This is a genomic window from Salinimicrobium oceani (genome assembly GCF_012037645.1).
The window spans coordinates 433,970-449,457 of sequence record NZ_JAAVJR010000001.1 but is presented as its reverse complement, the minus strand read 5'-3'; the positions used below and the strand labels follow the sequence as shown (position 1 = coordinate 449,457).

Below are 15,488 nucleotides of genomic sequence, written 5' to 3'. Positions count from 1 at the left end.
GCATACAAATTAGAAAATTTTTAAAATGGGACCATCATTTGCTGGAGATAAAAGCTATGCACTTTTTTTAAAGTTAGCTTCATTTTAAGATAACATCCACTTTGCAGGAAGTGGGCATCTTTGAGTCACAATCATATACTCTTAGTTTTTGTCGATTTAGATGTATGAGGTAAGGTTGCCTTCGGGCAACCTTTTACTTATAAATAACTTGGTCATAACATTGACTTAACATTGCCGTCGCACCTTTGCCGCAGACAAAAACTAAGAAATCATGAAAATTACCACCGGCCTTCTGTTCGCCCTGGCCTTTTTAATGAATTTAAATGTGCAAGGCCAAGATATAACAGAAAATAAGTTTGGAAAAGGACTTATCAATGTTGTGGCCAAAGACAGTTCTTACAGCGCAAATTTTGCGATTAGAATGCAATCTCTTTTTACATCCAACTGGGATGTGTCGGAAGCTGATGGTTTAGGAAATGCAGAAGCTAATTTTTTAATCAGGAGAGCGCGACTTAAGTTTCAGGGATTTGCATACTCCCCCAAATTGGAATATAAATTAGAGCTCGGTTTATCGAACAGGGATATTTCCGGAGCTTCTCCTTTTACTTCAGACAGTCCGAGATATATTCTTGATGCTGTGGTAAAATGGAACTTCTATGAAAATTTTGAGCTTTGGGTGGGACAGACAAAACTTCCGGGGAACCGTGAACGTCTTATCTCTTCAGGAAATATGGAAACCGTAGATCGCTCTCTTGTTAATAGCCGATTTAATATTGACCGCGATCTTGGCCTTCAATTGCACCACGAGACCTACTTCGGAAAGATCTTGATGCGAGAGGCTTTCTCTATAGCTCAGGGAGAGGGAAGAAACATAACGGCAGGAAATCTTGGAGGCTTTCAATATACCGGACGTCTTGAAGTGTTGCCTTTTGGAGACTTCAATGATTATTCGGGTGCCGATTTCGACCGCGAAACAACACCTAAACTGGCTGTTGGGGTTGCTTATGATCATAACGATGGAGCGGTAAAAACCAGATCTAACATGGGTTCCTACATGGAGACCGATTATGGTTTCTACGAAACTGATGTTACTACCCTCTTTGTTGATGCAATGTTCAAGTACAGAGGAATCTCGGCTATGGCAGAATATGCAGATCGCAATTCCGATCAACCATTTGCAAGAAATGCCGATGGGACGCTTACTGGAGATGCTGTAAACATTGGAAAAGGCTTTAATTTTCAGGCAGGTTATCTTTTCAGAAATAATTTTCAGATATTAGGGAGGTATACCACTATTGATCTGGATGATGTAATAACCCAGCAGGTAGAAGACCAATATACCCTAGGGTTTTCAAAATATATTGCCAAGCACAAACTAAAAATCCAGACCGATATAAGTTATACAGATCTTAACCTGGGGCTTAATGATGGTTTGACCTATAGATTACAATTTGATATTCACCTATAACAATTAGTCATGAAGAAAATTATTTTATTAACTGCAATAAGTGTTTCCCTGGCCTCTTGTGGGAATCAGAAAAAAGACAATAAATCTGCAATCACCATTGATGGTTCCAGTACAGTTTATCCAATAACCGAAGCTATTGCTGAAGAGTACAGAGCCGAAGATCCAGATGTGGATGTGACCATAGGAGTTTCAGGAACCGGCGGCGGATTTCAGAAATTTGGAAGAGGAGAGGTTGCTATTACAAATGCATCCAGACCCATCAAAGATGATGAGAAGGCAATAGCCGAATCAAATGGAATCTCCTTTGTTGAACTTGAAGTAGCTTATGATGGACTTGCTGTTGTAGTGCATCCAGAGAATGATTGGGTGAGTTGTTTCACTGTTGAGCAACTTAAAAAGATTTGGGAGCCTGCAGCGCAGGGAACTATTACACGCTGGAACCAGATAGATCCAACCTGGCCAGATGAGGAAATTCACCTTTTTGGACCTGGAGTTGCATCTGGAACCTTTGATTATTTTACTGAAGCTATCGTTGGAAAAAGCGGAAGCAGCAGGGGGGATTATACCGCAAGTGAAGATGACAACGTTCTTGTACAAGGCGTTTCAGGAGATAAGTATGGTCTTGGATTCTTTGGCCTGGCGTACTATGAAGAAAATTCAGATAAATTGAAAATGGTACCGGTAGACGGAGGTGAAGGTTGTGTTGAGCCTTCAACAGAAACTGTGAGCAATGGTACATACGCACCACTTTCCCGTCCACTATTCATCTATGTAAATAGTTCTTCTCTTGAAAATCCTTCGGTAGTAGATTTCGTTAATTTCTATCTTACAGAAGCACCAAGTCTTCTAAAGGACGTGGGTTATATTCCTTTGACCGATGAAGAATATAAGAGAGAGCAGGAGAAATTCACTTCTTTCGTAGAGCAGTATAATACTCAGCAATAAATTTATCTTCCGGGGTTAAGGCCCCGGAAAATTTTTCTTTTTAAATGCGAAAAATTAAAGAAAGAGTAATTGAAGGAGGGTTACAGGCCAGTGCCCTGGTCACCATTGCTGTGACTGTTGGAATTATTCTGGTGCTTTCCATTGAGGCAGTAAGGTTCTTTAGTGAAGTTTCGATCATTGAATTCTTTACAGACACACAGTGGACTCCGCTTTATTCCGACAAGCACTTCGGAATCCTTCCTTTACTTTCAGGAACTCTGTTGACCTCTTTTATAGCGATCATATTTGCTGTACCAGTTGGTCTGTCGATTAGTATCTACATTAGCGAATATGCACCAAGAAGCTTCAGGAAGACCATTAAACCTGCTTTAGAACTGCTCGCCGCAGTGCCTACTGTTGTTTATGGTTTCTTTGCTTTGACCGTTGTTACTCCTTTTCTGCAAAGCTTTATTCCAGGACTCTCGGGATTCAACTCCCTATCTGCCGGGCTGGTGATGGGAATTATGATCATTCCCTTTATCTCCTCCCTGAGCGAGGATGCCTTACACGCAGTACCCAATTCACTTAGGGAAGCTGCCTATGGAATGGGATCTACTAAATTACAGAACTCCTTTAGAGTACTGGTACCCGCAGCTTCTTCGGGGATCATAGTTTCCATCATTCTGGCTATTTCCAGGGCTATTGGAGAGACCATGATCGTAGCCATTGCAGCAGGTCAGCAGCCCAGGCTAACGTTCGATCCTACGGTTCCGGTCGAGACCATTACCGCATATATCGTTCAGGTAAGTCTTGGGGACGTGCAACACGGGTCACTTGAGTATCGAACTATTTTTGCAGCAGGGATCACGCTGTTCATTTTTACATTCCTGTTGAATACCATAAGCTACAGGATTAGAAAAAAATTCAGGGAGAAATATGAATAACATTAGAAAGAACCGACTGTTCGACCAGGTCTTTAAGGTGTGGGGAATCATCTGTACCTTTCTGGGCCTTGTTTTACTAACCATCTTCATTGGTTCTATCCTTGTAGACGGGATACAAAGAATTGACTGGGATTTTCTCGTAAATCTTCCTTCAAGGAAAGCCGAAAGGGCAGGAATCTATACTGCCGTGATGGGAAGTATCTGGATCCTCTTTTTTACCACGATCATTGCTTTGCCTCTGGGGATTGCCGCTGCGATCTATCTTGAGGAATACGCGAAAGAAAGCAAGATGGCTTCTCTTCTGGAAGTAAATATTTCCAATCTCGCGGGAGTACCATCAATCATCTATGGTCTTTTGGGACTGGAGGTTTTTGTAAGGATCATGGAAATGGGAGCGAGCGTGCTGGCCGGTAGTTTTACCTTGGCATTATTGATTCTGCCTATCGTGATAGTTTCTACAAGAGAAGCCTTAAAAGCCGTTCCTAAGTCGGTAAGAGATGCTTCTTTTGCACTTGGGGCTTCAAAATGGCAAACCGTGTCCAGACAGTTATTACCCGCATCGTTTGGTGGGATACTCACCGGGATCATTCTGGCCCTGTCAAGGGCAGTTGGAGAAACCGCTCCTTTGATCGTGATTGGAGCGCTCGCCTATGTGCCATTTGCGCCCGAGTCGCCTATGGATGAATTCTCGGTTTTACCTATTCAGATCTTTAACTGGATCTCCAGACCGCAGCATGGCTTTGAGGTCAATGCCGCTGCAGCCATCATCATTCTTTTGTTGATTACTTTTGTAATGAATGGAATCGCAGTATACTTCAGGAACAGATGGCAGAGTAAATTAAAATAAAATGAAAGAAAACAAAGATACATTAGATAAATCCCTCAAACGAAAGCACAAACTTCAGGCTAAGGAAGTCAAGGTGTTTTACGACGATTTCATGGCCATCAAAGGGATCAATATGAATATAAAGGCAAACAAGATCACGGCCTTTATAGGACCTTCAGGATGTGGGAAATCCACCTTTCTTCGTCTTTTCAACCGTATGAATGATTATGTGGATGGATTTAGAATGGAAGGTGAGATCCTTATTGACGGCAAAAATGTCTATAAGAAGAAGATCAACGTTGAGCAGCTAAGAAAGCAGGTGGGAATGGTTTTTCAAAAGCCAAATCCATTTCCGAAGTCAATTTATGAGAATGTTGCCTACGGATTAAAAATACAAGGGATCAAGGACAAAAGTTATCTGAGAGATAAGGTAGAGGATTCCCTTAAACAGGTGGGATTGTGGAACGAGGTCAAGGAAGATATCAATAAATCTGCCTTAGCATTATCGGGCGGGCAGCAGCAACGGCTGTGTATTGCCAGAACGCTAGCTGTAGAACCTTCCATTATTCTTATGGATGAACCAACATCTGCCTTAGATCCTATTTCAACGGCTAAGATCGAGGAGCTTATTTACGAGCTAAAGGAGAAATATACCATTGTGATCGTCACTCACAACATGCAGCAGGCAGGAAGAATAAGCGACTATACTGCTTTTTTCTACATGGGAGAACTCATTGAATACGACAAGTCAAAAAAGCTATTTACCAACCCCGAAAAACAACAAACCGAGAATTATATTACCGGTAGATTCGGATAATCCTATACACTCATGATCACTTTAGACCAACATAGAGAGGCATTAAACCAGGCGGGACTTGAGATGCTTGAACTTTGTACCAAGCAGCTCGAAAATGCGCAGGAAGCCTTTTTTAACCACGACAGCGATCTTGCCGAAGAAGTTTTACATACAGAGAACAGGGTAAATGCGCTGGACCTTAAAATTGACCGCGACTGTGAGAGGTTCATTGCCCTTCACAATCCTGTAGCGAGTGACCTTCGATTTGTGCTTGCTTTGAGGAAGATCAATTTTGACCTCGAAAGAGTAGGAGATCACGCTTATGGAATTTCCAACTACATCGTGAAGATCGACACCCAGATCGAGCAAAGACTCCTGGACAGGATGCGCGTAGAAGAAATGTTCACTACCGCTTTGTCCATGCTTGATGATATAACCGTTGCCTATAACCAGGTAGATACCAAAGTTGCGCGAAAGGTCTTTAAGAAAGATAAGATACTTAATGAGATCAATATGAAATCTTTCGCTATTATTTCTGAAGAAGTAAAGGCAAATCCTGAAGTGATCGACCAGGTGATGCTGCTGTTTTCAGTAATAAAAAAAGTGGAGCGTATTGGAGATCTGGTCACTAACATTGCTGAAGAGATCATTTTCTTCAGAGAGGCCGAAGTTTTAAAACACAGAAAGAAAAAAGGAAGAAAGAAGTAGATTTTTTTAGTGGAAAGTGGAAAGTGGAAAGTGGAAAGTGGAAAGTGGAAAGTGGATGGACTAAAAAGCTAAAAGCTAAAAGCCAAAAGCCAAGGCTAAGAGCCATGAGCCATGAGCCAAGACTTCTGAAATAAAAAAATGCCCGGGAACTTCCCGGGCATTTTTTTAAGAGGTATCAAAAATGCCTTTTTTAAGAGGTATCAAAAATGCCTTTTTTAAGAGGTATCAAAAATGCCTTTTTTAAGAGGTATCAAAAATGCCTTTTTTAAGAGGTATCAAAAATGCCTTTTTCAAGAGGTATCAAAAATGCCTTTTTCAAAAGGTATCAAAAATGTCTTTTTTAAGAGGTATCAAAAATTCCTTTTTCATGAGGTATTAGAAATTATTTTGCCTCTGGATTCAGGAGCACGGGTTTTCCGAAGCCGAGTTCTTCCAGGCGTGGAAGCTGTGTTTCTGCATCGCCTACAATGAGATAGTACATTTTTGATGGATCCACATATTTCCTGGCCAAAGCTTTGATGTCACTCACCTTCATATTTTTCACAGTCTCTTCCTGCTTCAGTACGAAATCTTTTTCCCGGTTGTAGTCTGAGATTTCCCGAAGCATTTGCAGTTTTGATCCCATCGTCTCAAATTTGCGGGCGTTACTCTTTATCATGAACCCTTTGGTCACCTCTAGATCCTGCTCATTAAAGTTCTTCGGGTAATTTTCAAGAATATCCTTAACCAGTGCTACAGCTTCATAAGTAATATTGGACCTCACTCCGCTGGAGATTAGGAAAGGCCCTTTAATAGTGCTGCCATCAAACCCCGAACGAATTCCATAAGTATATCCCTTTCCTTCTCTTAGTTCCTGCGTTAGCTGGGAAGCGAAACTGCCGCCGCCCAGGCGGTAATTCATAATTGTAGCGGGAAAGAATTCCTTATCTGTTTCTGAAAGGGCAGGGTATCCAATATGCAAGACAGATTGTTTTGCACCCGGCACATCATAAAAGTAAACTTTGGAAGCCGTAGGTGCAGTGACCACAGGAAGGTCTTTAAATTTCACATTTTTGACACCCCAGTCTTTGGTCAATTCTTTCACCTCATTTACAGCAGCATTTTTCTCTATGTCTCCCACGATCAGGAATGATGCGATGTTGGGAGAAACATTCTTGTTGTAATATGTTTTCAGATCTTCAAGCGTGATGTTTTCTACAGAGGCTTCAGTTCCTAAGTTGTTGTTGGACAGGATGTGATTCTCACCGTAAATGAGCCTTCGGAATTCATTGCTTGCAATATTGTTAGGAGAACCTTTATCCTGCTGTATGCGGCTAATCACCTGCTGTTTAGCTAAAGCAAATTCTTCATTATCCCAGCGTGGCTCCAAAAGGATCTCCTTTACTAGCGCCATTGTTTCGTCGTAATTCTTAGCTAAAGTGCTTCCACTAATAATGAGTTTTTCATCTGTAGCATTTACTCTTATACTGGCACCTAAAAGTTCAATGGCTTCTTCCAGTTCCTGCGGAGTACGGTTTTTTGTTCCTTTTGTCATCAGGCTCGCCAGCAGGTTAGAAACTCCGATTTTCGAAGGTTCCTCCAGCAGCATTCCTCCTTTTATCTCCAGCATGAACTGGACAAGAGGCACTTCAGAATTCGTAATGCCATGAATTTTAAGACCAGACTTTAACGTTTCCTCCCATATTTCAGGAACTTTCACCTTCGGGGCGTCTCCGTATGGCGGCTCCACAGTCCTGTCGAAACTGGATGCTGTTCTTTCATATGTAACTTCTTCTTCCAGATCGAATTCCTGTTCGGCACCCATTACGATCTGTTCTTCCTCTACCTGGGCGAGTTGAGATCCTTTAAGTGCCAGTTCGATTTGTCCCTTCGGAACAAAGCTGGTGGCAACAAGAGGCTTGTTTTGAATATACTTCTTGTAAACTCTCATTACGTCCTGCGGTGTAACGGCAAGAATGTAATCTATCTCCTTATTGATCATATTAGGATCATTTGCGAAGATCTCATATTGCGCCAGCTGAAACCCTTTGCCAAGCACACTGGAAAGGCTGTTGTAAAATGCGGTTTCCTGGCCTGCTTTGATACGAGTAAGATCTTTATGAGAAATACCTTCAGCTTCAAACTTCTTAAAGGTTTCCTGCACTGCGTCATATACGCTATCCAGGTCCTTCCCGTCATAAGCTCTTACCTGTAACATGAACTGCCCTGCAAGCTCTGAGGTGTAATTGTACATTTGAACATTGGGGGTAAGCTTCTTCTTAGCGACCAGCTCTTTGTAAAAAGGTGCATTTTTTCCTTCGGCCAAATAGGTGGAAAGTACCTCCAGGGCGTAGGCATCTTCGTGATATGAAGGAACAGATGGCCAGGCCATGGTGAGTTCGGGTAAACGAGCAAAATTGTCTTCATAATAAAGCTTTCGCGTCTCCTCAAGACTTACAGGCATTTTCTCAAGATCCTCGATCTCGGCACCTCTTTTTATATCTCCAAAATATTTTTCCACCCATTGCTTTGCCTGTTGGGTATCAAAATCACCTGCCACCGTTAAAATGACATTATTAGGCACATACCAGCGATTGAAAAATTCCTTGACATCTTGCAAGGTGGCGTTTTGAAGATCCTCAAGTGATCCTATTACCTGCCAATTGTATGGATGATCTTTTGGATACAGATTTTTGTCTATCACATACATGGTATGTCCATAAGGGCGGTTGTCAATACTTTGTCTTTTCTCGTTTTTTACCACCTGCTTTTCTTTTGCAAGGACAGGTTCTGTAACGGTGTTGATAAAGTATCCCAGCTTATCGGCTTCTGCCCAGATCATTTTTTCCAGGGCATCATTCGGTACAGTCTGGTAGTAGTTCGTGCGGTCCCGGCTGGTAGAGCCGTTGGCACCGCTTCCTCCAATTCGGGCGCTAAGTTTATCTAATCCGCCTTTTCCAAGATTTTCAGATTCAAGGAACAGCAGGTGTTCAAAAAGGTGAGCAAACCCGGTTCTTCCTTCTTTTTCACGAGCAGAACCTACATGGCTGGTCAAGGCTACAGCAACAACAGGGTCTGATCGATCTACATGGAAAATGACTTTAAGGCCGTTGTCAAGGCTAAAAGTCTCATAAGCTACTTCGAAGCCTTTAGCTTCAGTAGTTTGCTGAGCTGTGGCAGTTCCCGCGACAAGACTTAGCAGGAAAGAAAGGATATAAAAATTTAAAGGTGCTTTCATTCAGATTACATTCAGAATTACATGATTAAATAAGTGACATAGGCGATATAACCCAGAAGGAAAACAGCTCCCTCCCAGCGTTCAACTTTGCGGCCTCGCCCGGTAAAGACAAAGATAAAAAGCAGTAATCCAGCCAAAATATTGACCGCAATATCGAATATTGAACTGGGGTTGATATCAAGAGGTACGATTGTGCCCGAGACTCCCAGGATAAAGAAGATGTTGAAGATATTGGATCCCACCACATTTCCTATGGCGATATCCACATTCTTCTTTCTCACCGCAATGATCGAAGTGGCAAGCTCGGGTAGGGAAGTACCAATGGAAACTACGGTAAGGCCGATCACTCTTTCAGAAAGACCAATCACTTCAGCAATTTCTACGGCACTGGTGACAATTAGCCGACCTCCCAGTACAAGACCTGCCAGTCCTAATATGATGAACATCACAGCTTTTCCTGTGCTGTAATTTTTGGTCTCCATTTCCTCGTCTGCACCTCCGCTCTTTGCTACCACCAGGTTATACACCAGGAAAATTAGAAAGAACAATAGCAGAATGATCCCGTCACTTCTTGAAATAAGATTGCCGGCAGATCCATCAAGGAAAATATCTGACGCGATCACAAGAACGCAGATCCCGGCCAGCAGGCTTAGCGGGATCTCGATCCAGGTAGTATTGGTTTTTACGCTTAGCGGAAAAAGAAGCGCTGAAATCCCCAGAATTCCCAGGACATTGAAAATATTGCTTCCCAATACATTTCCTAAGACCATATCTGTACTTCCGGAAGTAGCTGCAAAAACATTTACTACCAGTTCGGGAGCTGAGGTGCCAAAGGCCACTATCGTTAAGCCTATAACTATACTGGGAACTCCCCATCGGGATGCTAGACTCGAGGCAGCATCAACAAGAGTGTTGGCACCAAAAATAAGGGCAACAAAGCCACCCAGAAGTAAAAGGATATTAATTAGCATGTGAACTGGAAATTTGAGTATAGTTTGTGATCCTGCTGTTATTTACAAAGAACAAAGAATTTGCGAACAGGAGTTTTCCGTTTTGCCAGAAAGCCCGAAAAAGTGGATTGTCAACAAAATAGATAAAAGTTCCGCTTCCCATTGGTTCTACCCCAAAAGTGAGGGAATTGTCAAGCTTATCTTTTGCTTCACTTCCCACAAAACCAGCTACTATTTTAGGAGATCCATCAAGATATCCCACATTGTAACCTTCGCTAAGAAGGCTGTAGCTGTCATTACTCAGTTTTAGACTCAGGTAGGTGTCGTCGTACCCAAAAGCCATGGGATGAGAATTGTCCATTCTGGTTTCGATGATGCTGCCTGTAATAAGATCCTTAATTTCTGAACGCTCCCTTTGCGCATAAGGAATGAGGTTAGGTTTTGGAATGGAATCCTGATCCTCTTCTTTATTCTCTTTTAAGTTGAACCCATCTTTACCTGCAAAACTGTTTAAGGCGTTACCTATGGCAATCACTTTTCCGCCTTCTCTTACCCAGGAAACCAGACGGGCCCGGCCTTCATCATCAAGTAGGGCTCTGTAATTTCCAGAAGGTAGTACAATGACATCGAGTTTGGTTAGGTCGACACCCTCAAAATATTCTGTGTCGATGGAGGTTACAGGGTAATTAAGATCCTGTTCAAAGAAATACCACAGCTCCCCATGATTTAAAGAAGAAGTTCCTTCCCCTCTTAAAAGGCCAATTCTGGGCGTATTTATTATTCTTACTTGTGAAGAACCAAGATCTGGACCAGAGGTTGAAAATCCGGTGCTGGTGGCAGTAAGGTCTCTTTGGTGCTCGGTAGCAAGATCTAATAGCGTCTTTTCAAAATTTTCAACTTTTCTATTGTCACTTTTAGTGATGACAAGACTTCCCGGCCCAAATTTTTTGCCAGAATTCTCAAGTGCGGTTTCGGTAAATCTCACCATGATTCCGGCCTTTAGAAGGTCAGATAAGAATCGGGCATCCTTCATGCTGTTCCAGGTGGTGAGATAAGCTGCTGCCTGTGGGGAAGCAGAATTTTGAACTGCAGGTGCCTTTTCTGCAGCAGCTGTAGGAACATTTCCCTGTGTGCTTAATGCATGTAACCCATAGGCATAAGGAAGGCTCCAGGCTGTTATGTCATAAGTCAGGGAATCTGGAAGTTTAGTTGAAGGTTCCATGAGGACACGCAGCATTTTGCCCTTAGGTTGTGCAGTTGAGAGAACCAGGCTGTTTTGATCAAGATCTACAGTTCTGTTCCTTTTTTCTAAAGCATCGTAAGCTTTAAGTTTTCCATTTGTAGCATGAGCATATTTTATTTCGTGCTTATCAAGCAGCTCCTTTAAAAGAGCGATCTTATCTTTATGGCCCGAGAGCACATATTTAAGGCTGCCATTTTCACTGTCTTTATAGAATCTTGCAAATTCACTATTCAGTCGCTCTACATTTTGAGCTGCTACCTCTACAGTTGAAAGTCCGGTAGTATGGTGATGTGCTACCCTGTCAACTAAAGTGAGAAGATATCCATGATCAGTTTCTATGGAAAGTCCAACCTGCCCTGCCTGTTCGTAGGTCATGCCAATAGCGCCCAGATAGGTAGGATAAGTATCTCCGTAACTTGGGTATAGGAGATCGAAAACTTCTTTTGTAAAGTATAACCAGCCTTCCTGGTCAAAATATTTCGCATGGTTTTTACCTATTTCTTTTTGAAAATCTCGTTGAAATGGTGTGATGGCTTCATGTAATGGCTCGGCTGCTGGTGCAAAATAGTACGGGCTGTTCTTGCCCTGTTCGTGAAAATCTACATGAATATGTGGTAGCCACTGGTTGTAGATCTTTAGTCGCTGCTGGGTTTCTGTCTGTGTTGCCCATGCCCAGTCCCTGTTGAGATCAAAAAGGTAATGGTTTGGCCTACCTCCCGGCCATGGCTCATTGTGTTCTATAGCCATTGGCGAGGTATTAAATGGAGTAGCCTTGACCTGCTTATACCAGTTTACATATCGATCTCGCCCGTCGGGGTTAACGGCTGGGTCAATGATCACTACCAGATCCTTTAACCAATCACTCTTTTGGGTGACCAGTTCGTAAATGGTTTGCATGGAAGCTTCGGTACTTGAGGCCTCGTTGCCGTGTACATTATAACTTAGCCATACAATGGCTTTCTTGGAAGCAGAGCTCGCGGGAGAACCCCCAATTCCTGCATTTTTCAAATGTTCCTGCTTGATCTGCTCTAAATTTTGAAGATTCTCTTTAGAAGAGATGACGGCATAAGTAAGTGGGCGACCCTCGTAAGTTTCTCCATATGTGTTGTATTGAACGAGAGGTGAATTCTCGGCAACATGGGTGAAATATTCCACCACTTTCTGGTGCCGTGTAAAATTTGTTCCGAGAGGATATCCCAGGAATTCTTCGGGAGATTGTTGTGCAAATGCGAATTGAATACTAAATAGAAGTGCAGTAAATAAGACAGTAAATCTTTTCATAAGGCTAAAAGAAGTTAACATATTAGCTTGTAAATATAAAACATTATCTGTGGGAATATCTATATCCGCATTTTACAGCCAGCGCGCAGAGTTGTATATTTGCGAAAATTCATTTCAATGCAGAAACATTCTCTCTCCTATCGGGAAACAAATTACTTTACTGCTGTCATTACCGACTACCTGGATCAAAAAGAGAATGTAAAGCCATTTTATGAATTATTCCCTACGCTGGATAACTTCGGAAAGCAGATCACCTCCAAACAAGAGAATTATAATGCAGCAGGAGGCGGGGAAAAACGTACGGCCTTGATCAATGTTCTGGAGGAACAATACAGGGACCTGCAAACCTCTGAAGCTACAGCCAAAAATATCGCACTTTTAGCGAATGATAAGACCTTTACTGTAACCACTGGGCATCAGCTCAACCTTTTTACCGGCCCATTATATTTTCTTTACAAGATCGTTACTGCCATTAATCTTGCTGCCGATCTTAAAAAGGCATATCCGGAATATAATTTTGTCCCGCTTTACTGGATGGCTACAGAAGATCATGATTTTGAAGAGATAAGTTTCTTTCATCTCCACGGAAAGAAGTTTCAGTGGAATCCACCTGATTCTGAAAAAACGGGAGGACCGGTAGGAGAATTTCCAACAGAAGGTCTTCAGGATGTTTTTGAACTCTTTTCAGCTGAAATTGGGAATAGTAAGAATGCTGAACAACTTAAAATTTGGTTTGAAAAGGCATATCTGCAACATGAAAATCTTGCCGATGCCACTCGATATTTGGCCAATGAACTTTTTGGAGAAGAAGGACTGGTCATTCTTGATGCCCACCGTCCAGAACTGAAGCGCTTTTTTACTCCATATGTAAAGGAGGAATTATTTCAGCAGCTAAGCTTTAGAAACGTAAAAGAAACTTCTGAAACTCTCGAGAAAAACGGATATGCGGTGCAGGTGAATCCGCGGGAGATCAATCTGTTCTATATGGAGCAGGGACTTAGGGAGCGCATTATTGAAAAGGACGGGAAATTTTTTGTGCACGAGCAGGAAATTTCCTGGACCAGGGAAGAACTGGAGAAGCTTGTTGACGAGCATCCGGAGAGGTTTAGTCCCAATGTACTGCTGCGGCCGCTTTATGAGGAGGTGATCCTGCCAAATCTCTGTTATATTGGAGGGGGAGGAGAGCTGGCGTACTGGCTGCAGCTAAAAGCGCTTTTCGAAAGTGTGAAGGTGACTTTTCCTATATTATTACTTCGGAATTCTGTGCTGCTCCAATCAAAGAAGCAGGATCAAAAAAGGCAAAAACTGAACATTTCTTTGCAGGAACTATTTTTGAAGCCGCACGAGTTGATCAATAGAAAAGTACGCAAGATCTCTAATATTGATATCGATTTCTCTCCGCAAAAGGAACACCTGGTAGAACAATTCAGTGGTCTTTACGAGCTCGCAGAGCAAACAGATAAATCTTTTCTAAACGCCGTTAAGGCCCAGGAGGTAAAACAACTAAAGGGACTTGAGCATCTCGAAAAAAGACTGCTCAAGGCACAAAAAAGAAAGCTGGAAGATGAGGTTTCACGTATTGCCGCATTGCAGCAGGACCTTTTTCCTGGAAAGGGTCTTCAGGAAAGACACCATAATTTTTCTGAATTCTACTTGGAGTACGGTGAGCACCTTGTTGTCGGACTGCTGGAGCAGCTTCGGCCTCTTGATTTAAAATTTGATATACTTTCGTTATGACGAAAATGCATAAAATAGACATCGATCTCGTCGAGATGACCCTTGATGTCATGAAATATACCGTTGATCGTATTTCTAATGTCACACCAGAATTAGGAGCTCCAAAACGGGAAGAGGAACTGTTCGAAATGATCGGAGAAACTGTAACTCCAAATGGAATAGGAGGGGAGGTGGCTTTCAAAATGTTCAGGGACATTCTGGTCAAGGCCACAGTACCAATCGATCATCCGCGTCATTTGGCATTTGTGCCAGCAGCGCCCACGCGTGCGGCGATCATGTTTGATCTTGTTACTTCGGCCTCAAGTATACATGGAGCTTACTGGATGGAAGGTGCTGGTGGAATATTTTGTGAAAATCAGGCAATGAAGTGGCTGGTGTCATTAACAGGTCTTCCAAAAGGTGCCTTTGGAGTTTTCACCAGTGGAGGTACTGCAGCCAATCTTTCTGCCCTGGTGGCAGCCCGGGAAGCCTGGCGCAAAAGAGATACAGCCAATATTGGAGTACGGGCTTTGCTGCTCACTTCCAATGGAGCACACTCCTCTATCCAGGCGATGGCAAGGGTAATGGATGCAGATGTGGTAATGATTGATTGTCCAGATGAAAACCTGAGAGGCCACGCACTACAATCGGCAATTCTTGAGCTTGAACCTAAGGACCGGGAAAGACTTTTTGCAGTGGTTGCTACTGGAGGAACGACTAATGCCGGGATCATTGATGAACTGGATTCTATTGCAGACGTATGTGAAAAGGAAAAGGTATGGTTCCATGTGGATGCAGCTTATGGTGGCGGTGCTCTGGCGGCACCATCTGTACGTCATCTTTTCAACGGAATTGAGCGAGCAGATAGTATTACCATAGATCCTCATAAATGGCTTTTTTCACCCTACGATTGTGGAGCTGTGATCTATAAGGATATGCAATACGCTGCAGATGCACACTCCCAGAAAGGTTCCTACCTGGAGATCTTTAAAGATGAAGGAGCCGAAGGTTTTAATCCTGCCGATTACCAGATCCAACTTACCCGAAGATTACGTGGCATGCCTTTATGGTTTTCACTGGCCATGCACGGGACCGAAAAATATACCAACGCCATTGAAAAAGGCATACAGCTGGCACAAATTGCTGCTAAGAAAATAGAAGCAGATGAGAATCTGGAGCTGGTAAGGCCCGCAAGCCTTTCTGTAGTGCTTTTCCGAAGAAAAGGATGGACGGCAGAAGATTACAGGGATTGGACCTATAGAAATCATAAGGCGGGAATAGCTTTGGTTACACCTACAAAATGGATGGGAGAAGATGGATATGAGACCATCTCACGGTTCTGCTTTATCAATCCTGAAACCACCGAGGCCGATATTGATATCATTCTCGATACCATGAAATAATGAGAAAAAACT

At 42.6% G+C, this 15,488-nt stretch carries 11 protein-coding genes; 8 read left to right on the top strand and 3 right to left on the bottom strand.

The window, feature by feature from the left end; genetic code table 11:
- Positions 1-271 precede the first annotated feature (271 nt).
- From HC175_RS02070 to phoU, 6 genes are read left to right on the top strand one after another with little or no spacing between them, the layout of a single operon-like run.
- Complete coding sequence (locus tag HC175_RS02070; RefSeq protein WP_168136850.1) at positions 272-1,468, top strand: porin; 1,197 nt, start codon at positions 272-274, stop codon at positions 1,466-1,468.
- 9 nt (positions 1,469-1,477) lie between these two features.
- Positions 1,478-2,413 carry a PstS family phosphate ABC transporter substrate-binding protein gene (locus HC175_RS02065; RefSeq protein WP_168136849.1) on the top strand — a complete coding sequence of 312 codons (936 nt, stop codon included), beginning with the start codon at positions 1,478-1,480 and terminating at the stop codon, positions 2,411-2,413.
- Between the two features lie 44 nt (positions 2,414-2,457).
- On the top strand, positions 2,458-3,336 hold the full coding sequence (pstC, locus tag HC175_RS02060) for a phosphate ABC transporter permease subunit PstC (protein ID WP_168136848.1): 879 nt from the start codon (positions 2,458-2,460) through the stop codon (positions 3,334-3,336).
- Positions 3,329-4,183 (top strand): phosphate ABC transporter permease PstA, encoded by an 855-nt coding sequence (gene pstA, locus HC175_RS02055; RefSeq protein ID WP_168136847.1) that lies wholly within the window; start codon positions 3,329-3,331, stop codon positions 4,181-4,183. Before pstC ends, pstA begins: the two co-directional genes overlap by 8 nt.
- A gap of 1 nt (position 4,184) precedes the next feature.
- Positions 4,185-4,979, top strand: coding sequence for a phosphate ABC transporter ATP-binding protein PstB (pstB, locus tag HC175_RS02050; RefSeq protein ID WP_168136846.1), 795 nt, complete (start codon positions 4,185-4,187; stop codon positions 4,977-4,979).
- A 12-nt stretch (positions 4,980-4,991) separates the two neighbouring features.
- Positions 4,992-5,666, top strand: a complete 675-nt coding sequence (gene phoU / locus HC175_RS02045; protein WP_168136845.1) for a phosphate signaling complex protein PhoU — start codon at positions 4,992-4,994, stop codon at positions 5,664-5,666.
- Positions 5,667-6,048: 382 nt separating this feature from the next.
- On the opposite strand, the gene HC175_RS02040 is transcribed toward phoU, so the two are convergent.
- From HC175_RS02040 to HC175_RS02030, 3 genes are read right to left on the bottom strand one after another with little or no spacing between them, the layout of a single operon-like run.
- On the bottom strand, positions 6,049-8,883 hold the full coding sequence (locus HC175_RS02040; RefSeq protein ID WP_168136844.1) for a M16 family metallopeptidase: 2,835 nt from the start codon (positions 8,881-8,883) through the stop codon (positions 6,049-6,051).
- A gap of 17 nt (positions 8,884-8,900) precedes the next feature.
- The gene (locus tag HC175_RS02035; protein ID WP_168136843.1) at positions 8,901-9,854 is read right to left on the bottom strand and encodes a calcium/sodium antiporter; all 954 of its coding nucleotides are present in this window, start codon (positions 9,852-9,854) and stop codon (positions 8,901-8,903) included.
- Complete coding sequence (locus HC175_RS02030; protein WP_168136842.1) at positions 9,844-12,357, bottom strand: M14 family metallopeptidase; 2,514 nt, start codon at positions 12,355-12,357, stop codon at positions 9,844-9,846. Before HC175_RS02030 ends, HC175_RS02035 begins: the two co-directional genes overlap by 11 nt.
- Positions 12,358-12,474: 117 nt before the next feature.
- Here HC175_RS02030 and bshC point away from each other — a divergent pair, with 117 nt between their 5' ends.
- Both bshC and HC175_RS02020 read left to right on the top strand, forming a co-directional pair.
- A complete protein-coding gene (bshC, locus tag HC175_RS02025; RefSeq protein ID WP_168136841.1) occupies positions 12,475-14,094 on the top strand; it encodes a bacillithiol biosynthesis cysteine-adding enzyme BshC in 1,620 nt (539 codons plus the stop codon).
- Between the two features lie 5 nt (positions 14,095-14,099).
- On the top strand, positions 14,100-15,476 hold the full coding sequence (locus HC175_RS02020; protein ID WP_209309896.1) for a pyridoxal phosphate-dependent decarboxylase family protein: 1,377 nt from the start codon (positions 14,100-14,102) through the stop codon (positions 15,474-15,476).
- Positions 15,477-15,488 lie beyond the last annotated feature (12 nt).